Annotated in this window: 23 protein-coding genes; 5 read left to right on the top strand and 18 right to left on the bottom strand. The window is 42.4% G+C overall.

Annotated features, from left to right (window positions below; all coding sequences use genetic code 11):
• Nucleotides 1-101 precede the first annotated feature (101 nt).
• The 4 genes from ACUTVW_RS09925 to ACUTVW_RS09910 all read left to right on the top strand — a co-directional run bounded on the left by ACUTVW_RS09925 (nucleotide 102) and on the right by ACUTVW_RS09910 (nucleotide 3,831).
• The gene (locus ACUTVW_RS09925) at nucleotides 102-1,301 is read left to right on the top strand and encodes a hypothetical protein (RefSeq protein WP_445645634.1); all 1,200 of its coding nucleotides are present in this window, start codon (nucleotides 102-104) and stop codon (nucleotides 1,299-1,301) included.
• A 191-nt stretch (nucleotides 1,302-1,492) separates the two neighbouring features.
• Nucleotides 1,493-2,749 carry an aminotransferase class III-fold pyridoxal phosphate-dependent enzyme gene (locus ACUTVW_RS09920; protein ID WP_445645633.1) on the top strand — a complete coding sequence of 419 codons (1,257 nt, stop codon included), beginning with the start codon at nucleotides 1,493-1,495 and terminating at the stop codon, nucleotides 2,747-2,749.
• Nucleotides 2,750-2,765: 16 nt separating this feature from the next.
• Nucleotides 2,766-3,473: an SDR family oxidoreductase gene (locus ACUTVW_RS09915; protein ID WP_445645632.1), complete on the top strand. Its 708-nt coding sequence runs from the start codon at nucleotides 2,766-2,768 to the stop codon at nucleotides 3,471-3,473.
• Between the two features lie 175 nt (nucleotides 3,474-3,648).
• Nucleotides 3,649-3,831 (top strand): thiazolylpeptide-type bacteriocin, encoded by a 183-nt coding sequence (locus tag ACUTVW_RS09910; protein ID WP_445645631.1) that lies wholly within the window; start codon nucleotides 3,649-3,651, stop codon nucleotides 3,829-3,831.
• Nucleotides 3,832-4,146: 315 nt separating this feature from the next.
• On the opposite strand, the gene ACUTVW_RS09905 is transcribed toward ACUTVW_RS09910, so the two are convergent.
• The 4 genes from ACUTVW_RS09905 to ACUTVW_RS09890 all read right to left on the bottom strand — a co-directional run bounded on the left by ACUTVW_RS09905 (nucleotide 4,147) and on the right by ACUTVW_RS09890 (nucleotide 6,864).
• The gene (locus ACUTVW_RS09905) at nucleotides 4,147-4,740 is read right to left on the bottom strand and encodes a YdeI/OmpD-associated family protein (RefSeq protein WP_445645630.1); all 594 of its coding nucleotides are present in this window, start codon (nucleotides 4,738-4,740) and stop codon (nucleotides 4,147-4,149) included.
• Between the two features lie 21 nt (nucleotides 4,741-4,761).
• On the bottom strand, nucleotides 4,762-5,190 hold the full coding sequence (locus tag ACUTVW_RS09900; protein WP_441924456.1) for a hypothetical protein: 429 nt from the start codon (nucleotides 5,188-5,190) through the stop codon (nucleotides 4,762-4,764).
• Between the two features lie 117 nt (nucleotides 5,191-5,307).
• Nucleotides 5,308-5,850 (bottom strand): DinB family protein, encoded by a 543-nt coding sequence (locus ACUTVW_RS09895; RefSeq protein WP_445645629.1) that lies wholly within the window; start codon nucleotides 5,848-5,850, stop codon nucleotides 5,308-5,310.
• A gap of 66 nt (nucleotides 5,851-5,916) precedes the next feature.
• Nucleotides 5,917-6,864, bottom strand: coding sequence for a helix-turn-helix transcriptional regulator (locus ACUTVW_RS09890; RefSeq protein WP_445645628.1), 948 nt, complete (start codon nucleotides 6,862-6,864; stop codon nucleotides 5,917-5,919).
• A gap of 154 nt (nucleotides 6,865-7,018) precedes the next feature.
• On the opposite strand from ACUTVW_RS09890, the gene ACUTVW_RS09885 reads away from it, so the two are divergent.
• Nucleotides 7,019-7,369 (top strand): hypothetical protein, encoded by a 351-nt coding sequence (locus ACUTVW_RS09885; protein ID WP_445645627.1) that lies wholly within the window; start codon nucleotides 7,019-7,021, stop codon nucleotides 7,367-7,369.
• Nucleotides 7,370-7,542: 173 nt separating this feature from the next.
• On the opposite strand, the gene pstB is transcribed toward ACUTVW_RS09885, so the two are convergent.
• From pstB to ACUTVW_RS09815, 14 genes are all read right to left on the bottom strand, one after another.
• On the bottom strand, nucleotides 7,543-8,301 hold the full coding sequence (pstB, locus tag ACUTVW_RS09880) for a phosphate ABC transporter ATP-binding protein PstB (RefSeq protein WP_445645626.1): 759 nt from the start codon (nucleotides 8,299-8,301) through the stop codon (nucleotides 7,543-7,545).
• Nucleotides 8,302-8,382: 81 nt separating this feature from the next.
• Nucleotides 8,383-9,291 carry a phosphate ABC transporter permease PstA gene (pstA, locus tag ACUTVW_RS09875; protein WP_090915329.1) on the bottom strand — a complete coding sequence of 303 codons (909 nt, stop codon included), beginning with the start codon at nucleotides 9,289-9,291 and terminating at the stop codon, nucleotides 8,383-8,385.
• Nucleotides 9,288-10,256 carry a phosphate ABC transporter permease subunit PstC gene (pstC, locus tag ACUTVW_RS09870; RefSeq protein WP_154887679.1) on the bottom strand — a complete coding sequence of 323 codons (969 nt, stop codon included), beginning with the start codon at nucleotides 10,254-10,256 and terminating at the stop codon, nucleotides 9,288-9,290. Before pstC ends, pstA begins: the two co-directional genes overlap by 4 nt.
• 122 nt (nucleotides 10,257-10,378) lie before the next feature.
• Nucleotides 10,379-11,242 carry a phosphate ABC transporter substrate-binding protein gene (locus ACUTVW_RS09865; protein WP_445645625.1) on the bottom strand — a complete coding sequence of 288 codons (864 nt, stop codon included), beginning with the start codon at nucleotides 11,240-11,242 and terminating at the stop codon, nucleotides 10,379-10,381.
• Nucleotides 11,243-11,361: 119 nt separating this feature from the next.
• A complete protein-coding gene (locus ACUTVW_RS09860; RefSeq protein ID WP_445645624.1) occupies nucleotides 11,362-12,768 on the bottom strand; it encodes a stalk domain-containing protein in 1,407 nt (468 codons plus the stop codon).
• A gap of 354 nt (nucleotides 12,769-13,122) precedes the next feature.
• The gene (locus ACUTVW_RS09855) at nucleotides 13,123-13,455 is read right to left on the bottom strand and encodes a GRAM domain-containing protein (protein WP_445645623.1); all 333 of its coding nucleotides are present in this window, start codon (nucleotides 13,453-13,455) and stop codon (nucleotides 13,123-13,125) included.
• A gap of 182 nt (nucleotides 13,456-13,637) precedes the next feature.
• On the bottom strand, nucleotides 13,638-14,456 hold the full coding sequence (locus tag ACUTVW_RS09850) for a purine-nucleoside phosphorylase (protein WP_445645622.1): 819 nt from the start codon (nucleotides 14,454-14,456) through the stop codon (nucleotides 13,638-13,640).
• A 561-nt stretch (nucleotides 14,457-15,017) separates the two neighbouring features.
• On the bottom strand, nucleotides 15,018-15,188 hold the full coding sequence (locus ACUTVW_RS09845; RefSeq protein ID WP_445645621.1) for a hypothetical protein: 171 nt from the start codon (nucleotides 15,186-15,188) through the stop codon (nucleotides 15,018-15,020).
• Nucleotides 15,189-15,214: 26 nt separating this feature from the next.
• Nucleotides 15,215-15,481 carry a hypothetical protein gene (locus tag ACUTVW_RS09840; RefSeq protein WP_445645620.1) on the bottom strand — a complete coding sequence of 89 codons (267 nt, stop codon included), beginning with the start codon at nucleotides 15,479-15,481 and terminating at the stop codon, nucleotides 15,215-15,217.
• A gap of 605 nt (nucleotides 15,482-16,086) precedes the next feature.
• The gene (locus ACUTVW_RS09835; protein WP_445645619.1) at nucleotides 16,087-17,085 is read right to left on the bottom strand and encodes a hypothetical protein; all 999 of its coding nucleotides are present in this window, start codon (nucleotides 17,083-17,085) and stop codon (nucleotides 16,087-16,089) included.
• 160 nt (nucleotides 17,086-17,245) lie between these two features.
• Entirely contained in the window at nucleotides 17,246-18,148 is a 903-nt protein-coding gene (locus ACUTVW_RS09830; RefSeq protein ID WP_445645618.1) for a carbohydrate ABC transporter permease, read from the bottom strand.
• Nucleotides 18,149-18,161: 13 nt separating this feature from the next.
• Nucleotides 18,162-19,127 (bottom strand): ABC transporter permease, encoded by a 966-nt coding sequence (locus tag ACUTVW_RS09825; RefSeq protein WP_445645617.1) that lies wholly within the window; start codon nucleotides 19,125-19,127, stop codon nucleotides 18,162-18,164.
• A 118-nt stretch (nucleotides 19,128-19,245) separates the two neighbouring features.
• Complete coding sequence (locus tag ACUTVW_RS09820; protein WP_445645616.1) at nucleotides 19,246-20,904, bottom strand: ABC transporter substrate-binding protein; 1,659 nt, start codon at nucleotides 20,902-20,904, stop codon at nucleotides 19,246-19,248.
• A 142-nt stretch (nucleotides 20,905-21,046) separates the two neighbouring features.
• The gene (locus tag ACUTVW_RS09815; protein ID WP_445645615.1) at nucleotides 21,047-22,600 is read right to left on the bottom strand and encodes a response regulator transcription factor; all 1,554 of its coding nucleotides are present in this window, start codon (nucleotides 22,598-22,600) and stop codon (nucleotides 21,047-21,049) included.
• Nucleotides 22,601-22,605 lie beyond the last annotated feature (5 nt).

Here is a 22,605-nt window from a genome sequence, read left to right as displayed (position 1 = left end):
TTGTTATGCGCAATGAAATTCCAGGATATTTTGAATAATCATGTAAAATAAACTATAATTGTAGATAAATAACATGTGTCATTTGAAGGAGTGAAATCAAAATGATAGGAATATCAGTCATTCAAGAAAATGAACTAGGAGTATTCACAAAGAAACAATTATTACAGAGTGAATATGACAGAGGTCTATATTTCATTGATGATTTAGACTTCAATACACATTCAATCAATGATTTTTATGATTACTTAGAATTTCATGATATAACTGATTACGTTTTCATTTCTGAAGGCAAAAGAATTCAAAATCTAGTACAATTTTTGAATAATAACCAAAATATAAGATTTCACCTATGTGACTCCAATTTTAACCATAAAGAAGGAGAAATTACAACAATTAATAGTGTTAAAAGAGATTTTTTTGAAATATTATGTCGTTTTCAAGATTCATCTTCTAGCAATTGGGGGATGCAATTGAAAAACGGTATTCGTTTTTGGATAACGGGGTTTTACCCCTATGAGTTCAGAAATGGATTAATTAAACACATATATATATATAACATTGAATTGTTAAATGTCATTTCCAACGATATTATTATGAATTCCGCCATAAACAGCGCGATCATTATCGACAATACTGATGAAATCGGCTCATTGTGCCACCCTTTAATATGTTTGAATCTGTCAGAAATCAAAAAAAACGAGCATCTCACATCTACCCAATTATGCTCCAAGAAAGATATACAATCCGTTATTAATTATTTTGAGTCAACAAGCGTAATTGATAATTCTTCTAAGATACAAGGCATTATTGACTATGCATCTATTATGGACATTGATCGGAATAACCGATTATTCTATCATAATCACGGAATTTACCGAGACTACCAAGGAAATCAAAAGGTGACTGATTTGTTAAGCAGCAGCTACCTGTCGCTTATGAATAAAAGAAGCTACCTAAAGAAAAATCCAGCTAATCCTCTATGGGATATCGTACCGTTGCTGATCAACATCTCAGCTCATCTTGATGGGGACCAAACCGTATTCATAACTCCTTTCTCCAAATATTTCTTGCAACAAACAGTCTCTGAATATACAGCTATCAAATTTATTGGAATCATAAACTCTAACACATGCTATGTATACAATACCTTAACTAATCAAATGTTTAGGGTTAACAAACCTTTTCTAGTCTTTTTAGAGTACTATTTGAAGGGTCAACTGCATTCCTCGGAATTAGTATCCAAATTTAGTAATTACGATAAAATACTAGATAAATTCAATTATTTTTTGGAAACTAACTAGGGTGTGTCTGAAAACGCTGAAGAAAGCCAATTTTGCCGAATTTTCGTTCCAAGCAAGGAAGTTTCCTGCAGGCGTGCCGGGGCACGTCAAGGGGAAGTGACGTAGCAGGGGGCGAAAAAGGGGGAAAAGATGCACTTCAGTAGGTTTCAAGACATGCCCTAATTAAGAACAAATTATAAGGAGCATACATAATGAATAATCATTATCAGGTACCCATGACCACTTTCAATCACCCTCCTTTTTATGACATCAACATATCTCATGCCATTGGAGAATACGTATATGATCAAAACGGGAAGCGATTTATTGATCTTAGAAGTGGCCTTTGGAATGTAAGTCTGGGTTACCATTCGGACTGGCTTAATACCATTAAGGAAAAATTAAACCAAACTTTAAATGATGGAATGTTTTATCTAGATATCCATTCATACAACCATCCAATCTATAATGAATACGCTATCCGTTTATTGGACTTTATTAATTCAGCCTTAAAACCACACTTACCGGCCTATCAAAAAGTTATATATACGAATAGTGGTTCTGAAGGCACAGAGTTGGCCCTTAAACTCGCCTGTTACACTTTAAAGAAGAAAATTATTGCTTTTAAAGAAGGATATCATGGAACATTTAAGGGAGGCATGTCTGTTAGTGGTATCGATTCTGATATGAACTTGTTTTACGGGTATGACAAAAGTGATGTAACTTTCTTTGATGCACCTACAAATCGCTCCACTCTTAATACAATCTTAGAGTACATCGAGAGAAACAGTACCCTCATCTCGTCCATTATTATTGAACCTACTATTGGTTCTGGAGGTTGCATTACGCTTAGCGCAGACAGTCTGAACCAAATTACGAAAATATGCAAAGAAAACAATATACTTACTATTTTTGATGAAGTAGCTACTGGCTTTTTTCGGACAGGTGAGCGCTTTGCACATTCGAGTCTGGAGTACATCCCAGACTTGATTATTCTAAGCAAATCGATCAACAACGGATTCCTACCATTCGGTGCAGTTATATTAGGAGATACGGTATCTAAGTTATTGAGAAATCGTCACATTGAACATTTTTCAACTCAAAATGGGAATCTACTTTCTATGTATTCAGCAAATGAAACATTGTCATTTTTTATTCAAAACGAATCTACAATCCTTGAGAACTTAAGAGTCATTGAATCTACATCTATCCAGACTTTTAAACACTTCGGATTGGAATTTGATGGAGTCGGAGCTATGTTTTCTCTCAAAATCAACAATATTCAGCTCACATTTCGCATTGTAAATGAACTTAAAGAGATGGGTATTATTGTATATTACTATGTGGAAGAGAACGATGAAAGGCCGCGCTCAGGCATCACTATTTTTCCACCGTTACTTATTGAGATAAGAAAATATCAACAGGCTCTGAGAATAATCTGTAAAAAAATAAAACATTTTCTATACTAAACCAAGGGGTGATTCTTTGAAAAATATAGTTGTGGTTGGTTCTGAAGGAGAGGTTGGCAATGCCGTAAAAGCAATTTATTCATCTCACAATTTATTTTGTCTGGATTACAACATTGAAAAAACTACTCATGAAAGAAACTGTACCTTCATGAAGTTCGATTCGACTTCTGAGAAAGATATTGAACACATCTCTAAATTTTTTAAAGAAAACAAGATTGTAATAGATGGAATTATTTACCTTGCAGGAGTAAATACGATGACCGGATTCTACGATATAAACAAATTAGATTGGCACTCTACTATGGAAGTAAACACTGCCGGATTACTGTTTTGCTTAAAAGGTTGGTACGACTACTTTAGCGAAATAACATCAATTGTATGTATCGCGTCTCAAAATGGAATTGTTGGACATGAGGATAGAATTGCTTACGGCCCAGCCAAAGCAGCACTAATCCAATTAGTAAAAAATCTAACTATAGATTTTTCCAAAGACAGGACTAAAGACATACGAATTAACAGTATTTCACCAACCTATCTTTTAACTAAAAAAAATAGTGATTACTTCTCTACATTGCCAGGAAAAAAACTGATCAATAGAATTCCTTATCGCAAATTGACAACACCACAAGAAGTTTCTCAAGTTATTGAATTTTTGATGAGTGAAGCCAGTGTTGCCATAAGAGGGCAGAACATAGTTATGGATTATGGCTATACTATAGTTTAGTCTTCTTTTCTGAATATAAGTATAGATAGCGTTAACCTGAAATTATAAGAAGTCGATACATTTCGAAAATCCAGAAACAAAATTATATTTCTTTGTCAAAAATTGATATATTCCGCTTGAGATTTGATTCTATTCATGTAATAATAATTACAAACATATTATGGGAGGTGAGAATATGACTTTAATTAACCAAGATTCTGAATTGTTAGATGAACTTTTCTCTGATGTCGAGGACCTCGAATTTATCGAGATTAATGAAGCTACAGCTTTACCAGAAACAGCAGCTACTAGTGGTTCTGCTTTCAGTAGCGGCTGTTCCACTTGTGGGTCAAGCTCCACCTGCTCTTCCTCAACTTAATTTTGGAATTTTTACTTATTATATGAATTTTAGACATAATATTTTCAGCAGAAAATAAAACTGCCCAGCTATCATTGGCGCAGTTTTTTTGTATTTAGTTATTTCTCTGAGGCTTATCGCTAGATAACGAAGATTTCTGTCTTTAATAGTTTTGCATAGTGCCTTGGAACTACTGTATACAACGACAAGTCTAATGTGAATGCTTCCTCTTACCCAAGCCGCAACAAAAACATGACCACCCGCTAGATGAGTCGTCATGTTCCTCTTAAAACGTATCAGCTAATTTGATTCATGGCACACGCACTTACTTAAGATTCAGTCATTCAACCCTTTTCCCTCCATAATAGGTTGCATATATTTTTCAATGCGGGATGTCTTGGTTTTAGATTGTTTGGGCTGTGAAAAGTGATATAGATACGCCCGTTGGCGCCCAGGGGTTAGCGCTTCAAATGCCTCCTGGAAAGCAGGATTCGCATCGAATTGTTGTTGAAGTTCCTCAGGAACCGCGAATTGTTCTACTTCCTTTTTCTCCACCTTCAATCCGGTTTGTTCCACTTCAATTGCTTCACGGATGTAAGCTTTCAGGATTTCTTCCTGTTCAATAATCTGCTCCAGGTTAGTGAAACGAATCTGGCGACCTCCCTGCACATTATTCGTTTGCTGAATCAGGATACCATGCGGGTCTTTGAGCAACGAGCCTTTAATGAACAGGATTGCACAGTACTCCTTAAAGCCATGAATCAGCACCACATTTTTCCCATTCACCGTGTAGCACGGATGCATCCATTTATAATCTTCAGTCAGATCACAATCCAGGATGATCTGTCTCAATTTCACGGATTCTTCCTTCCAGGTTTTGATTTTGCTTAGATATGCATCTACTTTAGGATTGGTATTCTGGACTGCCACAGGTATCTTCCTCTCGTCTGCTTAATCACGACTAATTAGTCCTCGTACACTCAAATCAACAAGCACATACCATAAAAATGTAACAAGAAGCTCACTTTCCTCTGAAGCATACTCATGGCAATGATCAATAATTACAATCCACTTAGCCCCAGCAGTCCTTAAATCAAAGTCATTATCATAAGATAACATATTTATTAATGAACCCACGGTGAATAGGGGAAATACATCTTTCTCTGCTACTCTTCTTCCACCATTATAGATAACAGTCCAACTGTCATAATGTTCCTCGATCTCTTCTACAACATACATTTTATCGTCGTAAGGAGTAATAATAAAAAAAAGGTCTCCTACCCTTATGCTATATTTAACAGACCGTAACACACTTCTTACCTCATGAGACTCATATTCAAAAACATCCTGAGCCGTTAATACATCCGGATCATAGCGCATAAACTGACAACTCCTTTGAAGTATTACTACTTCATTCGACAACGCTTAACCATCACCTTCTTTCTGACCCGAACTCAATCATGGACAATTCATTCCCATCCGTACTAGTTATTAAATTTACATTCCCAGACTCATTTTCAAACGATCCAGCTGTAAAGAATGATGCTTGTAGTGCATATCGATCAACTCATACCACTCCTGAGCGTTTAACGCTCCAAGACGGGGGTGAAGCACTTTAGAGCCTGTACCCACTTCTTCTAGAGCAAGAACAGAAGCTGTACTTCGCATCCGATCTACAACCTGCTGCAGTCCTTCAAGCAGTTGTTCCTTACTTTCGGGTTGCAATGGTGTATATTGCGAAGAAGCTGGTACTTTAACCCGAACAGGAGGGAATTGTTCTGCCTCAAATATCTGACTGCCCAGCTCTGTTTTTTCCGCATCCAAATCTACAGTTTGTTCATTTTTAGCTAAACAATGCTCTATATTACGCAATTGCATAAACAGTGCCGATTGAATCAAATGCATGTACATCTGCCCGATCGACCATTCCTCTTCATTCTCTTTTCTTAGTAACTCATCCATATTTAAAAGATTTAATTCTGCTACATACCTCTCAACTGAAGTCTCGAAAGACTGTAATATTTCATTTGTGCTTTTCATCCTGCAAACAACTCCTCTTCATCTTGATTAATTCCAGTATAAAAAAATACTACTGACAAGGGTATGTCAGTAGTGCTTTAAGATATTTGTCGCCATCTCCCGCATACGAACACGCAGAGACTCCGGCTCCATCACTTCGATATCTCCACCCAAACCAAGGAGATGAGGCAGGATTTCCTCAGGATAGCGGACACGAAAGTGGAAATGAATACCGTCCTCTTGATCCTCCACGTGATCAATATAAAAATGAAGGGCCTCCATCATTTTGTCAGCAACTTCAAATGTCGCTCGGACAAGCACACGTTCGTTGCGATCATCTGGCGGCTGATACCGATTCAGATCAAAATCTGGCGGTAGACAAAATTTTTCTTCCAGAACAGAAAGCTCCGACATGCGGGACAAACGAAAATGACGAACGTCTTGCCGCAGATCACATCTGCCGATCAACACCCAATTTTCCCGCACCAGGGTGAGTCCGTATGGAGACACAACACGCTGATTCGAACGTTTTCCATCCGCTCCCGGCATTTTTTTCAGATACATCAAGCTGATTTTACGTTGCTCCAGAATTGCATTCCGTATATCGTTAAGGTAGCTTCTCACCATCGCTGTTGTATCAGGTCCCATCGGATGAAGCACGCGCATCGTTTCCTGTACACGCGAGGACTGCTTACGAATGGCATCTGGTAAAATAGCTTCAATCTTGCGCTGTGCAGACTTGGCCTGAATGCCATACGCAGTATCCCATCTCTGTTCGATAAACTTCGCTCCCATGAGCAGAGATACGGCTTCCTCCGCAGTAAAACTTACCGGGGGAAGAAAGTACCCTTCCATCAGAGAGTACCCATGACCCGGAGCACCTGCAATGGGCACTCCAGCCTCGCTTAATGCTTGGATGTCGCGATATATTGTACGAACACTTGTCTCAAACTGAGCAGCCAGATCCTCTGCCCTTATCAGTTTTGTTCGTTGTAGTTCTAGCGTAATAGCGAGCTGTCGCTCCGTTTTGTTCATGTCTATTCAGTCCCTTACCGTTTCATCATCCCAGATTATTTATTCTATCATAAACATCTGTGGTTACGTCTACGAGGCGAGAATAGTCTGAGAATGAAGCCATTTCTAAAGATTAAAATTCCATTGATACTTCACCATAACGGAGGTCTGCAAAATGAAGAAAAAACGTTGGATTACGAGTGCAATTCTTACGATTTTCATCAGCATACTGCTCCTGAGCGAATTCATGATGTTGTCCTCCCAAAAGGTTGGCTTGATCAATACATCCTACCGATTTATTTCAGGCGCAACTCATATTAGCACGCAGGGGCAAACTCTGTCTTATCAAGGAAGAATGCAGGGGGATGACATTCTCGACAGCATAGAAGCATATTCGTTCAGTGATGAAGGAACCACTTTATACAAAGCGTTCGGCACCCCTATCCCACCTCCATGGATTTATGTGAAACATGAGAATAACACCGTTTTTCGTTACAAGTACCCTCGTCTCCCCTGGAAAATATAAACGACAAAAGAGCCTTTCAGACCAAGTCTGAAAGGCTCTCGTCTACTACATAAGCTACACCTACAGAGCTAGCTTCTCTATTCTTGCTATATGATATAAACACTTCTCTATGCGTTATTCACTTAGCTCACCTTTAACTCACATTCATCCCAAATCCATCCCACTCCGCAAGCTCAACCAAATCGGCCGCTGATATAGTCCTGTGTACGCGCATCGACGGGTTCGGAGAACATGCTTTTCGTAAGCGAATACTCTACAACTTCACCGTTCAGAAAAAACACGGTCTGCTGGGAAACACGTGCGGCTTGCTGCATGTTATGAGTAACCATCACGATGGTGTAACGTTCCTTCAGCTCATGTGTCAGTTCCTCAATCTTGAAGGTGGAGACTGGATCAAGGGAAGCCGTCGCTTCATCCATGAGAAGAATATCCGGTTCGACCGCTAAAGCACGAGCGATGCACAGACGTTGCTGTTGTCCACCTGACAAACTAAGCGCTGAGCGCTTCAGGTTGTCCTTGACTTCATCCCAGAGAGCGGCGGAACGCAGACTGCGTTCAACGATCTCATCGAGCTTTTTTTTGCCATGAATCCCATGCTGTCTTGGTCCGAATGCAATGTTGTCATAGATGGATTTCGGAAAAGGATTCGGTGACTGGAAGACCATACCGATCTTCTTGCGCAGTGTCTCTACATGCACATCACCACTGTAAATATCTGTTCCCCCAACAGCCACGTTCCCCTCAATTCGTGTGCCAGGTATCCGGTCATTCATACGATTAAGGGTGCGTAGCAAAGTGGATTTGCCACAGCCGGATGGACCGATAAATGCCGTAATGGCACGTTCCGGAATTTCAATAGATACTTCTTTCAGCGCCTGAAAGGTACCGTAAAATAAGTTCAGCTTATTCGTTTCAATAATCGATTGCACCATGTGCCCTCCTGGCGATGATTTGGAATATACTATTTTTATAGCAGACATAACAGGTTTGCCCGCGTAGACTTTGGCTCTACGTTACATTTGATTTTTACGAGAATTAAACCACAGCGGCACACGGAATAAAATATTGATAAGCAGCACGACAAAGATCAGAACGGCTGTGGATTTCTGGGCAATCTGCTCCGCATCCGGCACAATAGCTTCGGACTGGATATACCACAGATGCACCGCCAGCGTTCCGCCTGGTGACAACAGATTGAAATCCCACATCTCGCCGGACGTGGATACACCCGCGGTCAGAATAATAACGGCACTTTCGCCAAAAGCACGGCCTGCGGTCAGACAGATACCTGTCATGATTCCGTTCAGCGCAACAGGAAGAACCACTTGCCGAATCGTCTGCAGATGCGTTGCACCCAGTGCAAACGAACCGTTACGAAGTTCGGTCGGGACAGCACGAACCGCTTCCTCTGTCACCCGGGTCAACACAGGCAAGTTCAGGAAGGCAAGGCTGACCGCAGCTCCAAGAATTGTCAGACCGATCTCGAAGTATTCGACAAACAGTGCAATCCCAAACAAACCAAATATAATCGATGGCACGGACGACAGCCCTTCCACGCATATACGCACAACCTCAATCAGTTTGTTGTTTGGTGCAAATTCAGCAAGGTAAATGCCTGCTGCAAGACCGATCGGAATCGAGATGAGAAGGGACAGAATCAGCACATAGAAAGAGTTGAACAGCGCAGGGCCAATGCCTCCGCCTTCTTCAATCTCACTCGGTACACCGTACAGGAAATCCCAGCTGAGCATCGGCAACCCTTTTTGCAACAACAGAAACAACAATCCCACAATAAATAAAATAACGATGATACCTACGCCCCACACTGTCCCCGTAAACAGCCGATCCATCCATGCCGAGGACGATCGCCGTTTGCCAAAGGAATACGCAGTAGCCGGATTAACCTCTCTTTTCACACTCACAGGTGACGTCCCCCTCTCTTCTGCAGCATTCTCACGGCAACGATCATCAGGATAGAGATCGCCAGCAAAATAAAGCCCATCATATACAAGCCATGATTCCAGATCGAATCGAATTCTACACTGGAGATTTGCATCACAATGTTACTGGTCAGCACGGCAGTTGGCGTAAACAGACTGGTCGGCAGCTGCGCCGTATTACCAATAACCATAACCACTGCCATCGTCTCACCAATGGCACGTGTCATACCCAGAATGACCGCATACATAATACCGCCTCTTGCCGCCGGAAGCACAACCCGGGTAATCGTTTGAAACCGATTCGTACCGAGTGCATACGCCGCATCCCGGTATTTGTTCGGCACGGCGGAGATCGCATCATCACTAATCCGGCTAATCGTCGGCAGTACCATGATGGTCAGTACAATAGATGCTGCTAGCAGACCATCTGCCAGATCACGTCCGCTCAAGTCCCGAAGCCATGGAATTAGAACCGTCAAACCAAGATAACCGTACACGACGGACGGGATACCCACCAGCAGATCCAGCACCGGACGCAGCAGGCGACGAAGCCATTTTGGTGTCATTTCCGCCAGGAATACAGCAATGATCACGGAGAGAGGAATCGCCATCAGCATCGTCAGCCCAGTGAGAGCAAACGTGCCCAGAATAAAGGTCAGCGCACCGTAGTGCTCATTTTCCGGGTCCCAGTTCGTGGAGAAAAAGAATTCTTTCAGCGAGACGTCTGCAAAAGTAAGGACACCTGTGCGAAGCATAAGCACCAGAATACAGAACAGAACGAGGCAGACAAAGGCCGCACTGCTAATGCAGAGGATGCGAAACATGCGGTTAGACCACCGGAGCCGGGCTTTACGGTCAAAACGTCGTCTCTTCTCGGGCGCTTTGCCAAGGCTTGAACCCAGCTCATTCGGAGCCGGGCTGTTCGCCGGTGGATTCATTTCCATCATAGAGGACTCTTCCTTTCACATAGAGAAGCCAGCTTGGCGACCACGCGCGGAAGCTGGCTATCCCTTTCTTATGAAATGCAGGTGCAGGATGTTGAAGTCTGATTCAGATCAGACTGAACGTTTTACTTAACGGCTGCGAGCGGAATGAATTTCAGCTTTTTCAGGGAACCGTTTTGGAATTTGTTGCTTTGGATGTATTCGATGAATGCCTTCGTTGCACCCGTTGGTTGACCTTTCGTCATGTAGTATCCGATACCCCATACTTTGTATGTTTTGTTCAGCACGTTTTTCTCTGTTGGTGCTACGCCATTGATGGATACAGCTTTCATTTTGCTTGTTACGTACGGCAGGTCGATATAACCAATCGCGTTAGGTGTCGTTTCGATGGTTGTTTTCATATCACCGCTGGAACCTACCTCTTTGTAGTTGTCCCCTTTGTTCATGAAATCTTTACCATCGAGTGCTTTTTGTTGGAAGTTAACGCGTGTACCTGATCCGAATTTACGGTTAACGACAACGATTTTACCGTCTGCACCGCCAACTTCTTTCCAGTTCGTTACTTTACCGGAGAAGATGTCTTGCAATTGTTTCGTTGTCAGACTGCTTACACCTACGTTCGTGTTCACAACCGCTGTGAACACCGTTACGGCTACCGGATGAGCAACCTGTCCATCGAATTTTTTGAAGCCAGGAACATCCTTGGATGCATCCCAGTCTACCGCGCCGATGTCTGCAATGCCCTTACGAACAGATTGCGGACCCGTAACGGAACCTGCAGCAGATGCCGAGATTTTAACTTTTGGATTGTCTTTCTTGAATTCACTTGCAGCTTGAAGCGTCAATGGGAGGAGTGCAGAAGATCCATTGATGACAATCTTGCCTTTCTCCGTGCTTTTGGCAGCAGAAGCTGTCATTGCACCACCAAGTCCACCAACCAGGGATACAGCCATCAGCATGGCTGTGAAAGGTTTAATCCATTTTTTCATTGTAAAAAGCTCCTCTCGAATTTAACGTTAAATTTTAATTTTCACTACATTTCATATTGGGATATCATTTTTCCGATCAACTTCATTCAATTAGGAGCTTCTGTTTTTACTACAGTTTCTTACTTCGTTACAGCTTTCCAGCTACCATCTGCTTGCACCAGCACTCGTCCGTTCTCAACGGTAGCAATCTGTGAACCCTTCACAACGATAGAAGATACATCAGAGGACACGGTGTACAGCTTGGATTGTTGTCCGGTTACCGTATCGATGGACAGAATCACGCTGTTCTTGTCATCCTGCGCAGCAAGTACGTATAAGGTACCGCCTGCCAGAACTGCTTGTTCTACATCATGCTCGTTATACACGGTGACTGGTTTCTGGGATGCATCTACGGACATGAGGGAAGCATTACCATCCTCAGAAGATACACTTACGTAGTAAGCTTTCTGACCATCTGCAGAATAAATAAATACTTTATCATCCGTTGAAGTGGTTAACTTCACTGCCGATGGTTTGTCAGCACCGTTGTTATACGAAAATAATTGCTGTTGATTCGCCGAAAAATCAATGTCCACATTGTCTGCATCTACATTCGTTGAATCTGCGGTTACTTTACCCAGAGTAGTTACGGTATAGACGAATCGTTTGCCGCTCAGTGACACATTCAAGTTTTCTTTGTAATCGACTTTATCTTCCACCAGTTTCTTAATGGTGCCGTCCGCCAGGTTCAGGTTCGCAATCACTGACCCTTTATCTCCTTGCAGGAAATAGATCGAACTCTCATCCGCAGACCAGACCAGTTCCGGTTTGATGCTTGTATCATTCGTAATGAGCTTGGAAGCCTTCGTTTTCAGATCGATAACGTATACGGCTCCTTCTGCATTCGTATAAGCTGCTTGGTTGCCGCTCGGGGATACAACCAGGTCTGAACCGCCCTCAGTTGTTAACAGCAACTCATATTTTCTAGTAGTAGTATTCACGAGATAATCACTTCTGCCCTGATCATCGTTTTTGGAGACAATAAGCTGATTTACTCCGGCAAAACGTGGGTTCTCTGTACCTTCAATCAGAGCAATCGTGCTGACTTCAAGCTGACCATTCTTCAATCCAACGGTACCGCCTACGCCTGCCACGAGCGGACGAAGTGCAACGTAGCTTACTCCTCCAATGATCGTAACTGGCTGGTTCAGATTCACCTTAGCCCCGTCCACGACAAGCTGCTTGGACTTGTTCTGCAAGCTAACCGTGTGACCATTCAATTGAATCACCGTCGCTCCGTTTGCAATTTCAGCTTGTGCACCGATCGCTTGGATTACATCACGAACGGCTACAAGCGTTTCTCCATTTTTCACAATGGAACGTACAATGACACTGTTACCGTTTATGGTAAACGTGGAGTTTTTCACCTGAGCTGCACTCGTACTAGCTACAGATTTTGTTGCAGGAGCAGCCGATACTGCGTGAGCCACAGAGGTTGTTAATACTGTGGCTACCATGGACACTACTAACGTCTTCTTCATTGACATTGGCTTTTGTCACCCTTCTTTTCTCCATATAATCTTGCCTGATATTGCTGTGCCCTGCTTGGTATGTTTGCATGTATCGTCAATATGAGAGCTTGTTCGCTCATCCCCCCAAACCATCCACGTTCATAGTAAAAATGACCTATCACGTTTGTAATTATAGGACCGATTTGTAAACGGGAAATCTTGGAATTGTTAGCGTATTGTCAATGTTTTCATATAAACACATTCATATTGTAAAATTTTCATTACAATTCGGCTGGCCCCGTGATTGGAACAACAAATAACCCATACGAATTGCATGGGTCAAAGGTTATTGTATTTTTTAAAGATGATATGTACGGGTGGCTATTTAAACTAATTTAAGATAATATCATCTGTCCTCTTGGCACAGATAACTTCACGAATGATCTTCGAACGATTCCATACGATAAATTTGACAACTTCTCCCGAATCCATTGTAATTTTAATTCCGTTAGGAATAATGCCCCATGTTTGATGCTTCTCAATCTTGCTCATTCCCCATAATTCCATTTGAACCCATTCTGTCTGAATGTTTAAACTGTGGGGTACAAAAATTAATCGTTGATTCGTAAGAAACAATTTGCCTCCGGCGCCTTCAAATCTTCTCAACCAATTCGCATGAATGTGTTTAAAGATAACATATTCATCCTGGAGCAAATCCTCCATGATTTCATTCTCCTTTTTATTCAGCTGATCTCTTCTTGATGTTGCTCTTACATATTATAAGGGGAATCTTCCATTTTAGGAATAATTCTGCTTCCCTTATTTCACAAAAAAACACTGCCCGTCTGATTTTTCAGACTTGGCAGTGCTTATGGAACGATATTACAAATATAAAGAAATGTATGTTACATTTTTTGCAAAATACCTTTAACCAAACCAATAAATGTAGTTTTCACTTTCGCGGCTACCTCAATCACTTCGTCATGACTGAGCGGCTGATCCAGAATACCACATGCCATGTTTGTCAGACAGGAAATACCAAGCACCTTCATGCCGCCGTGAATAGCAACAATGGCTTCCGGTACAGTAGACATCCCTACAGCGTCCGCACCCATCGTACGAATCATGCGAATCTCAGCAGGTGTTTCATAGGCCGGGCCACTCCACCAAGCGTATACACCTTGTTGCAAGCTGACATTTTGCTCCTCAGCAACCTGCAGTGCGATACTGCGTAATTCACGGTTATATACTTGGGATACATCCGGGAAACGAACACCCAGTTCGGCATTATTTGGCCCAATCAGTGGATTGTTACCAACGAGATTGATGTGATCAGTAATCAGCATGAGCTGGCCTGGTTCAAAACCGGTGTTAACCGCGCCACAAGCGTTGGTAATGATCAATTGTTCAACACCTAGTGCCTTCATAATGCGTACCGGGAACGTAACTTCTTCTAGTGTAAAACCCTCATAATAGTGCAGACGGCCTTTCATTGCCACTACGGTCTGACCCATCAATTCTCCAATCACCAGTTCATTGGCGTGTCCGATCGCTTCAGATTGGGCAAAGTATGGGATTTCTGTATAAGGAATCACCGTTGCATTTTCAATCTCGTCCGCAAGTGCTCCCAGTCCTGAACCCAGAATCATGCCCACGACGGGCTTGCTGTTGATTCGGTTTAATATGTAATCGCGTGCTTCCTGAATGTGTGCTGATTGATGCATAATTAATATCCTCCTGATAATCTGAATTGATATTACATATACCCTATTTATAAGCTTTACTTATCAAGTGTAATGAACAAAGGCTCTAATGTAAATGGTAGTCCTCATTCTCACTTCAATAGAAGGTTACCATAGGCTACTCTAAGTCCTAACTCCGGACTGTAGTGCGCCAAAGTAAGGTTCCGGCGTCGTTTCGAAATTTGTGCCTTGCTCTTCAATCTGCTCAATATACCTCCACAATAAACGTTCTTCTGTGCCCGATGTTAATCACCTCAAATCCCATCTGCCCAGAAGCCCAGATCGTGACCTGCCCAATAGCCCTCTCCGAGTCATGGTCATATCCAATGAAAGGATTGAAAGTACTCTCCTTCTCATTTTCACGGTTTTGTTTTCTCTCTTCTGTTGAGATTCGGAGCTCCTGTAGTTGTTCCTGTTTCTGCTGCGTCCAACATCGGAATGAGTCAAGCGAAAGATTCGTGACAATAATCCAGCACCTCCTCACCAAAATTGCACACCAAACCGCCGATCCTCTGCCAGAATCGGCTCCAAAGTACACATATGCTAATTCAACGTATGATTCCCCCTGCTTTTGTACCAGTCCATTCCCATCATCAACATGAGCATAAAGAGCGCAAATAGCAACGGCCTACCGATCGTTCCCTCTCCAAAAATAAAATAGGCCATCCCGAAATTTCCGAAAAACGTTATCGCATAATTACGGATGCTTTCCATCTGATTCAACTCCGTTTGGATTCAATTTATAACCCTTCAAGATATATCGTTTCGGCTTGATCTTCATTCCATTGAATATGAATAGAGACAGGAAATTGCTCAAGATCTAGAAACTTGGCGCCTGAAGCATGTTTGATATCTCGTTGCGGATTCCCCAGATCTTCCTCATACCCACTTGCATCGAATTCTTGACCTCTGAACTGGTAATATACATCCTTTACGGCATATTCGTCACCGATATATCTTACGGAGAATTCGGCCATCTCTGTTTCAGAATTGTTTGTGAGCATCACCTTCCAGTTATCGCTCTCCCCATCAAAAGATATCACTCTGTTTGAACAAGCCATAAGCATAAAGATAAGTAGAATTGTAGTTAGAAATTTAATTTTGTATCTACCTCTTTATAAGAACATACTGTAATACTCGCTTGCGGCATGTTGTTGCTCCGACATAAAGGAAAGCGAAAATCGCTCAAGAATACTTTCAGAGGAACTATGGTGCTTAGCTTCTCAACACGTCATAATAAAAATTGCACTTTATTTCACTATTGACAAATCAACACTTTATTGTAATGATTGCTACAAAATATATTATATTCCATATTAAAAGAAGGAAGTGATCAATCATGTCGAACAAACCATTGAATATTTCAATATGTATTTTAGTTATATTTATTTTATCTATAGTAAGTTATCAAAGATTTCAAAATGGCTTTAGTGTAATTGATCTTATCCATTTATTTGAGTGGATAACGATATACATTTTGCCTTGGATCTTTGTATTTTGGTTCATTAAATATGTAAAAAAGAAGTAGATAGAATTTATATAAGAGACCTTGGCATATTTAAGAATCGTCAAGGTCTCTTTTAAGGGTCGTCTCACTGTAACTTAATGAACATTAATAAGCATAATCAGGTCCAATTAATGTATCGGTAGCATCGGTACCACCTTTTATAGTTACTGAAAAACTACCGTTACTATTTAGAGTAACATTATCCACATAAGTTTTATCCCATGTATGACGCATGTATGACACAGCATTTCCGCTTGCACCAGAAAATTTACTGTCATAAGCAAGCTTAACTGCTCCAGCTCCAAAATTCATTGCATATTTTGCATACCCATCGCTACCAGTCCCAAAGCCGGATACACTATCTTGAAATTTAAACATTGCCCCGTATGAACTATCAAAGGTACCTACACGATTTGTTTGTTTTCCAGCTGAATTCCCTCCCGTTCTTCCACTATTGTAAGGTGATGGAGCATCATGCCATAGAGGTTGAAGATAGAACTCCTTCAAAGCAGCACCATTTGTACCGCCGGTAAGATTGATTCCTGCTGTATCTGCTCCTCCTAAATTCCCTGTAGGGTTTGCAAATCCTCCCCAGTTTCTTGCTTCTGACCACCAGGCACTATCATTTTTCCATTTAAACCCTCCCCAAATTTCCCAATATTTAGTGTTTGAATTATATATTCCAAATGGTGTATTAACTTGAATATCTCCGTTCACAGCCTGAGTGGATACTTTAGAAGAATTCTGCCCTAATTCATAGTAAACCAGTCCGTTACTTTCTAAGATATCGAAAAATTTTTCTGTATACTTTTCTTCCTGTCCAGTAGCAACTTTTGCAAGATATTCATCCAGTTCTTCCGTAGACTTCCTCTCACTAGCCTTAAAAGACGAAGTGCTGTTTTCAACAGCTTTTACAATGAGTGGTTTTACATTAGTGTCATTTTGATATTTAACTACTTTACCGACAGGATTCACTGAAGGAGTTATGGCTATATCCACGACATGCTGTGAATAAGTGGAACCCTCCGCAGATAGAGTTGCTCCCGATACACTTGAAACAATTAAACCAAGCAGCAAAACACTAGAAATGATTTTTCTTTTCATTATGTCATCTCCTTATTTATTTTTAGGCGGATGCCTATAATAAATAACATCTAAAAAATAAAAAAAGTTACAAAATTATACAAAAAAAAGAATGAAATCAGTCATTACTTTAGACTGATTTCATTCTTTTCTTAATTTACACTCTTACTTCTACTTCTTACTATTCTTTCACACTACCCAGTTGCAATCCGTGTACAAAGTATTTTTGCAAGAACGGATACACAACCAGGATCGGCAATGCCGCAACAATCGTAATTGCTGCCCGAATTGATATTGGTGTAACCATGTTACGTGCCTGCCCAATATCTGCCCCGCTGGATACCGCAGCACTGCTATTCGTGTTCATAGAAGACGACAGTAGTTTCATCAACTCGTACTGCAATGTACTCAGGTTTTGCTTGGATGAAGCGTACAGGAACGTATCAAACCAAGAGTTCCATTGGCCTACTGCAATAAACAACGCAACAGTTGCAAGCACAGGCTGACAGAGTGGCAAGATGATGGACATAAAGGTTCTAAAATCTCCCGCACCATCAATCTTGGCTGATTCAATTAGCCCTTCGGGTAGCGTCTGAATATACGTCCGAATAACGATCATATTAAATGCACTGATGAGGCCCGGAATGATGTATACCAGGAAATTGTTAAGCAAGTGCAAGTCTTTAATCAGAAAGTAAGTTGGAATAAGACCTGCGCTGAAATACATGGTCATGACGACAATAATGGTAATCGGTTTGCGCAGAATATAATCTTTGCGGCTAAGCGTGTAAGCCAACATGGAAGTCAGGAACAAGCTCAGAACCGTACCGAGTACAGTTCTTGCGACTGAAACCCCAAAAGCTGCAAATATAGTCCCACCCGCAAATACAGCTTTGTAGTTCTGGCTGGTCCATTCCCTAGGCCACAAGTAGATGCCGCCCCGAATTGTATCATTACCCGCGTTAAAAGAAACCGCCAGCGTATTCAAAAATGGATACAAGGTTACTACTGCAATAAAGATCATCAGCAAGCCGTTAAATGTATGGAAGACAATCGGCTCAATCCGAGATTTGTTTATTCCCATCGATGTGTCCTCCTCATATTAATCGGTCTTCGCCGAATCGTTTGGATATGGAGTTAGCTGCAAATATCAGGGTAATACTTACGACGGTTTTGAATATACCGGCTGCGGTAGCAAGTGAATAGTTACCGATCTGTAGCCCGTATTTCAAGACAAAGATGTCAATGGTCTGAGACCAGTCAACAACCACACCATTTCCAAGCAAATACTGTACTTCGAATCCAGCTTCCAGAATCCATCCCATGTTCATGATCAGCAAGATAATGACGATGGACTTGATCCCAGGCAAAGTAACATAAAGCATCTTTTTATACCGGTTAGCTCCATCAATTTCTGCCGCTTCATAGAGGGATGGGTCAATGGAAGTGATCGCTGCCAGATAGATGATTGCATTCCAGCCGACCTCTTTCCATACGTGCGATGCACCGACAATACCCCAGAAGTACTCTGGAACGCTGAGCCACATAATCGGTTCATTGATAAATCCTAACTTCATCAGCACCACGTTCACAATCCCGCCATCAACAGATAACGAGCTGGCAACGATACCCGTAACGATGATCCATGACAAGAAGTGAGGCAGATACGAGATCGTTTGAATCGTGCGTTTGTACAACTTGTGCTTGATTTCATTCAGCAAAATCGCAAAAACAATGGCTGTCACAAAGCCAAGAATCATATTAATCAAACTCATCGCGATCGTATTACGAAGCACGTTCAGAAACGCGTCGTCCGTAAGCAGAAACTTGAAGTGCTTAAGTCCGACCCACTCCTGCTGCGTGAATTTTTTCGCTGGACTGTAATTCTGAAACGCCATTACCCAGCCCCAGATCGGATAATACGCGAAAACCAAAATGTAAGCGACGATAGGCAGAGACATAAACATCAGTTGTTTTTGACTGCGCAGGCGCTTCATCAGAGGCGTCTTGGGTGCAACAGTTGGAGCATTTTTTTCCTGTATGGCTCCTGGCGTATTCGCCATCTTTCACTCCTCCTATCAACGTACAGCGGATTTTGGGATGAATCGTTCGGAAGGCACAGGGCATGATTTACATCCATGCACCTATCACCTTCCGAAGCGATCCAACAACCGCCTTTATTTATTTAACGGTCCAATTCTGAATCCGCCATTGTAATTGCTCATTGATTCGGTCTTCATATGCTTTCACGTTAATTTTCTTGTAAGCGTCCACATATTCGCTCCAGATCGAATCAAATTGGTCTGAGTTGGACATGATTGCTCGTGGCAAGTATTTCAGGGATGTATCGGTCATTTGTTTATTGGCTACCGAAGCATCTGAACCTTCTTTCAAGTCCACTTGCCATGCTGGGTAATACACTGGGTTTTCAGGTGCAGGAGAGAAGAAATCACTCCATGTTTTAAAACCGTATGCGTCCAGCAATTCTTTATCCTCTTTCTTCAAGCCATCATAGAATTCTTCAGGCTGATTGGTTGCACCAATCGCGTTTCCATCAGAGAAGGTACCTTCCATTTTCGGTGCTGCACCGTAGAAACCTTCGGCTTTATTAGCCAGTTTCCATGCCGGGTCTTCCTGTTGAAGACGTTGTTCAGGCGTACGATAAAATCTTCCTTTTTCGTTGACCTTGTAGTCTACGCCCTCTTCGCCCCAAGACAGCAGCTTTTGATACTTTTCATCCATCAACTTATCCAGGAATTTCAGGATTGCAACAGGATCTTTAGCATCTTTACTGATACCAAAACCGTTGTTCAAGTTAATGACCGGACGATCCAGGTAATGATCCTTGATGCTGGTATCATAAACAAGTGGGAAACCTACATACGTTTCGCCAATTTTGTTCTGAGCTACGAGAGGATCTTCACCTTGCTGGAAATTCCAGTGTTGGTCAAACATCCCGATGACGCGGCCAGAAGAAATTTTTGCCAAATATTGATCGTAGTTCTGAACAAAGGCTTCTTTATCAAGAAGTCCATCGTTATAGAGATTGTTCAGCTCTTTATAGTATCGTTTCGAAATGTCTTTATCCGCAAATACAGTTGCAACGCCTTTATCATCTACAACAACACCGCCGTCATTAGGATGACCTGTCAAGTGCTCTGGCGGGTTGAGAAGTGGAAAGGTTCTCCAGTCGGAAGCCAATGTTGTGAAACCAATTGTCGGCTGACCATCCGCTGTCGTTGGATGTTTCGCAGCGTAATCACGAATCAGTTTCATATAATCATCCAATGTTTTCGGAGTTGGATATCCGGCTTCTTTCAGCACCTGCTTTTGAACCCAGAATGCTGGACCAGAATAGTAGTTACTGATGAACTCACCTGTGTATACACCGTAGTTCGGCAGCCAGTAGATATGTCCGTCACTGGAATCTTTCATCCGTTCCCAATCTTTTGCAAAGTGCTTTTTGAGGTTTGGTGCATGTTGCTCGATCAGATCTTCCAGCGGAATAACCGCACCGGCCGCAACCAGTTTGGTGTCTGCTGTAATCAGATCCGGGTATTCTCCACCCGCAACCATAACACCCAGCTTTTGCTGCAAGTCACCTACCAGAAACTCCATGTTCAGTTTGACACCCAGCTCATCTTCAATCTTTTTATAGATCCGGTTATCCGCTGCTGGTGCCTGGTTTGGTGTACCGATAAATGCCGAGATGTTTAATACTTCCTTACCATCGGGTGTCGTCGTTTTGGCCTCTTCACTGCTGCATCCTGCAAGTGCGAGAGTTAATGCCAGAACAAGAGAAACGGAACCCCAAAGTTTCTTTTTCTTCAATCCCCCCATGTATTGCGCCTCCTTGGAAGTGGTTTAACTTACTGTCTTTATTATGAGGAAATGTATGCGGTTTCAAAATAAACAGATTTAAGCATCTCCCCCCCTTAATTGCAGGAGGTCTTGAACCGGCGCATACCTCTTAAAGTGTGCTTTATTGAGCCTGCTTTAGGCGATACTCAGCCGGTTTCAACCCTGTTCTGCGCTCGAACTGTTTCAGGAAATGCTGGTAGCTCTTATAACCAACCTGCTCTGCAATTGCGCATGAAGCATCGTCCGAATCTCGGAGCAGTCTCATAGCTTCTTCTATCCGCAGGTCATGCACCATGTCGAGAACACCCTTGCCATACTTCCGCATAAAAGATTGACCCAGATGCACCGGATGCATGAAGAAACGTTCTGCCAGCTCCTTAATCGTAAAGGTCTCCCTGAAATGCTCCCGCAAATATTCAGCTACCATCGCCTGTGTTCCGCCGAGCTGTTTTTGACGGAGTGATGTTGCCGCCGCTTGACACTTCAAGCAAAAGTCTTCCAGCATATTGGCTGAACCTTCAATGTTCCGGTGATATCGATCATCGGGATGGAATGCTGCGTCCTGCAGCAGATCTTTCGTTTCTCCCCCAAGCTCCTTACATAAGGAAAAGCCACGGAACAAAATCTGGGTCATGAATATGTGAACAAATTCAGGTGCAGTCTTGTTTGTCACAAATTGATCGAACACTTCCCTGATCGACATGCTTAACTGCTCTGGTGAACCGTTCTCCAGACGCTCCATAATGAGATCCGCTTCACGAAGAGATTCAGGAGTAAACCGTAGCCGTTGTTCCTGCAGATCTTCGGCAAATAGCAGATTTCCCTGGTGCAAAAACAAAAAGCGTTCTGTCTCGGCAGCCATACTTCTGGAAAGAGACAAGGCCCCCGGTTGCTGCACAGGCAGACCCACGGCAAGCTGGGCTCCATTCGGAACCTCATCATTCAAGCTGGACATCAGCCTCTCTGCAAAATCCCGATGGCTTCTTCCTTGCAGGGCTTCTGCCACAGAAGAAACTTCCCCCCATACAATGCCGCAGGCATCCTGTTCATTTTCCACCACATAACAGCACTGTTCACGGCTCACTGCCTCATGAATAATCAAGCGTATCTGACCAGAATCTGCCCGCTGGAATCTCACTTTTACATACGTCCACTTCTGAGCTTGGTCATACAGATGAGCGATATCATGTGCCATGTCCTCTTCATTCTCAACTTCCTGTCCAGTAACCAGTGTCGCCAAAACATGCCTTATTTCATGAATTTTGGCCTGTGCACGGACGTTCTCACGCTGCTGCTTCTCCTTCAATTCCTGCGCCAGACGCTCCAACATATCATCCGCTTCCACCGTATCCACCGGTTTGGTTAAATAATTGCTCACACCAAGACGAATGGCCTGCCTTGCGTAATTAAAATCACTGTAACCGCTTGTGATGACAAACATGGTGGAATCATGTCCCAGACGACGCGCTTCTTCAATTAATTCCAGGCCGTTCATCGCAGGCATGTGAATATCCGTGACGACCAGATCAGGTTTGTTTGTACGTATCGCTTCAACGGCCTCTTCTCCGTTAGAGCATACACCGTTAATCTCAAAGCCGAATTTTCGCCAATCAATTAATAACTGTAGCCCTTCGATCGCAAACGGCTCATCGTCAACCAAAAGTACTTTGTACATCTCGC

Source organism: Paenibacillus sp. TSA_86.1, assembly GCF_052691815.1.
Note: the sequence above shows the minus strand (reverse complement) of the source record. Positions and strands in the feature narration are given on the sequence as shown.

Bases quoted from the DNA above. Each gene is read 5' to 3' on its own strand.
- ACUTVW_RS09825 (WP_445645617.1), bottom strand. From the start codon at position 19,127: ATGGCGAATACGCCAGGAGCCATACAGGAAAAAAATGCTCCAACTGTT.
- ACUTVW_RS09830 (WP_445645618.1), bottom strand. From the start codon at position 18,148: ATGGGAATAAACAAATCTCGGATTGAGCCGATTGTCTTCCATACATTT.
- pstB (WP_445645626.1), bottom strand. From the start codon at position 8,301: ATGGTGCAATCGATTATTGAAACGAATAAGCTGAACTTATTTTACGGT.
- ACUTVW_RS09885 (WP_445645627.1), top strand. From the start codon at position 7,019: ATGAAGAAAAAACGTTGGATTACGAGTGCAATTCTTACGATTTTCATC.
- pstC (WP_154887679.1), bottom strand. From the start codon at position 10,256: ATGATGGAAATGAATCCACCGGCGAACAGCCCGGCTCCGAATGAGCTG.
- ACUTVW_RS09820 (WP_445645616.1), bottom strand. From the start codon at position 20,904: ATGGGGGGATTGAAGAAAAAGAAACTTTGGGGTTCCGTTTCTCTTGTT.
- ACUTVW_RS09900 (WP_441924456.1), bottom strand. From the start codon at position 5,190: ATGCGCTATGATCCGGATGTATTAACGGCTCAGGATGTTTTTGAATAT.
- ACUTVW_RS09835 (WP_445645619.1), bottom strand. From the start codon at position 17,085: ATGAAAAGAAAAATCATTTCTAGTGTTTTGCTGCTTGGTTTAATTGTT.
- ACUTVW_RS09860 (WP_445645624.1), bottom strand. From the start codon at position 12,768: ATGTCAATGAAGAAGACGTTAGTAGTGTCCATGGTAGCCACAGTATTA.
- ACUTVW_RS09895 (WP_445645629.1), bottom strand. From the start codon at position 5,850: ATGAAAAGCACAAATGAAATATTACAGTCTTTCGAGACTTCAGTTGAG.
- ACUTVW_RS09920 (WP_445645633.1), top strand. From the start codon at position 1,493: ATGAATAATCATTATCAGGTACCCATGACCACTTTCAATCACCCTCCT.
- ACUTVW_RS09890 (WP_445645628.1), bottom strand. From the start codon at position 6,864: ATGAACAAAACGGAGCGACAGCTCGCTATTACGCTAGAACTACAACGA.
- ACUTVW_RS09850 (WP_445645622.1), bottom strand. From the start codon at position 14,456: ATGCATCAATCAGCACACATTCAGGAAGCACGCGATTACATATTAAAC.
- ACUTVW_RS09855 (WP_445645623.1), bottom strand. From the start codon at position 13,455: ATGGAGGATTTGCTCCAGGATGAATATGTTATCTTTAAACACATTCAT.
- ACUTVW_RS09910 (WP_445645631.1), top strand. From the start codon at position 3,649: ATGACTTTAATTAACCAAGATTCTGAATTGTTAGATGAACTTTTCTCT.
- ACUTVW_RS09845 (WP_445645621.1), bottom strand. From the start codon at position 15,188: ATGGAAAGCATCCGTAATTATGCGATAACGTTTTTCGGAAATTTCGGG.
- ACUTVW_RS09925 (WP_445645634.1), top strand. From the start codon at position 102: ATGATAGGAATATCAGTCATTCAAGAAAATGAACTAGGAGTATTCACA.
- ACUTVW_RS09815 (WP_445645615.1), bottom strand. From the start codon at position 22,600: ATGTACAAAGTACTTTTGGTTGACGATGAGCCGTTTGCGATCGAAGGG.
- ACUTVW_RS09865 (WP_445645625.1), bottom strand. From the start codon at position 11,242: ATGAAAAAATGGATTAAACCTTTCACAGCCATGCTGATGGCTGTATCC.